Source organism: Bradyrhizobium sp. CFUWI (assembly GCF_056429085.1).
In genome coordinates this window covers 1-382 of record NZ_JBWJZE010000333.1, presented here as the reverse complement: position 1 = coordinate 382, position 382 = coordinate 1, and the positions used below count along the sequence as shown (strand labels likewise).

General features: G+C 67.3%; 1 protein-coding gene. It reads left to right on the top strand.

What is annotated here, in order from left to right; all coding sequences use genetic code 11:
- Window positions 1-382, top strand: a 382-nt coding sequence (locus AC066S_RS40060; protein ID WP_478272104.1) for a class I tRNA ligase family protein, incomplete at both ends; no start/stop codon positions are given.

Below are 382 nucleotides of genomic sequence, written 5' to 3'. Positions count from 1 at the left end.
GGCGAAATGGGACAGCCCCTTCGGCACCGGCCGCCCGGGCTGGCACATCGAATGCTCGGCCATGAGCTGCGCCACGCTCGGCGAGAGCTTCGACATCCACGGCGGCGGCGCGGACCTGCAGTTCCCCCACCACGAGAACGAGATCGCCCAGAGCGAGGGCGCGACGGGCCAGCCGCTCGCGCGCTTCTGGATGCACAACGGCTTCGTGCGGGTCGACAACGAGAAGATGAGCAAGTCGCTCGGCAACTTCTTCACCATCCGCGAAGTGCTGGAGCAGTACGACGCCGAGAGCGTGCGCTTCTTCATCGTGCGCACGCACTACCGCAGCCCGCTCAACTACAGCGACGTGCACCTGCAGGACGCGCGCTCGTCGCTCAAGCGC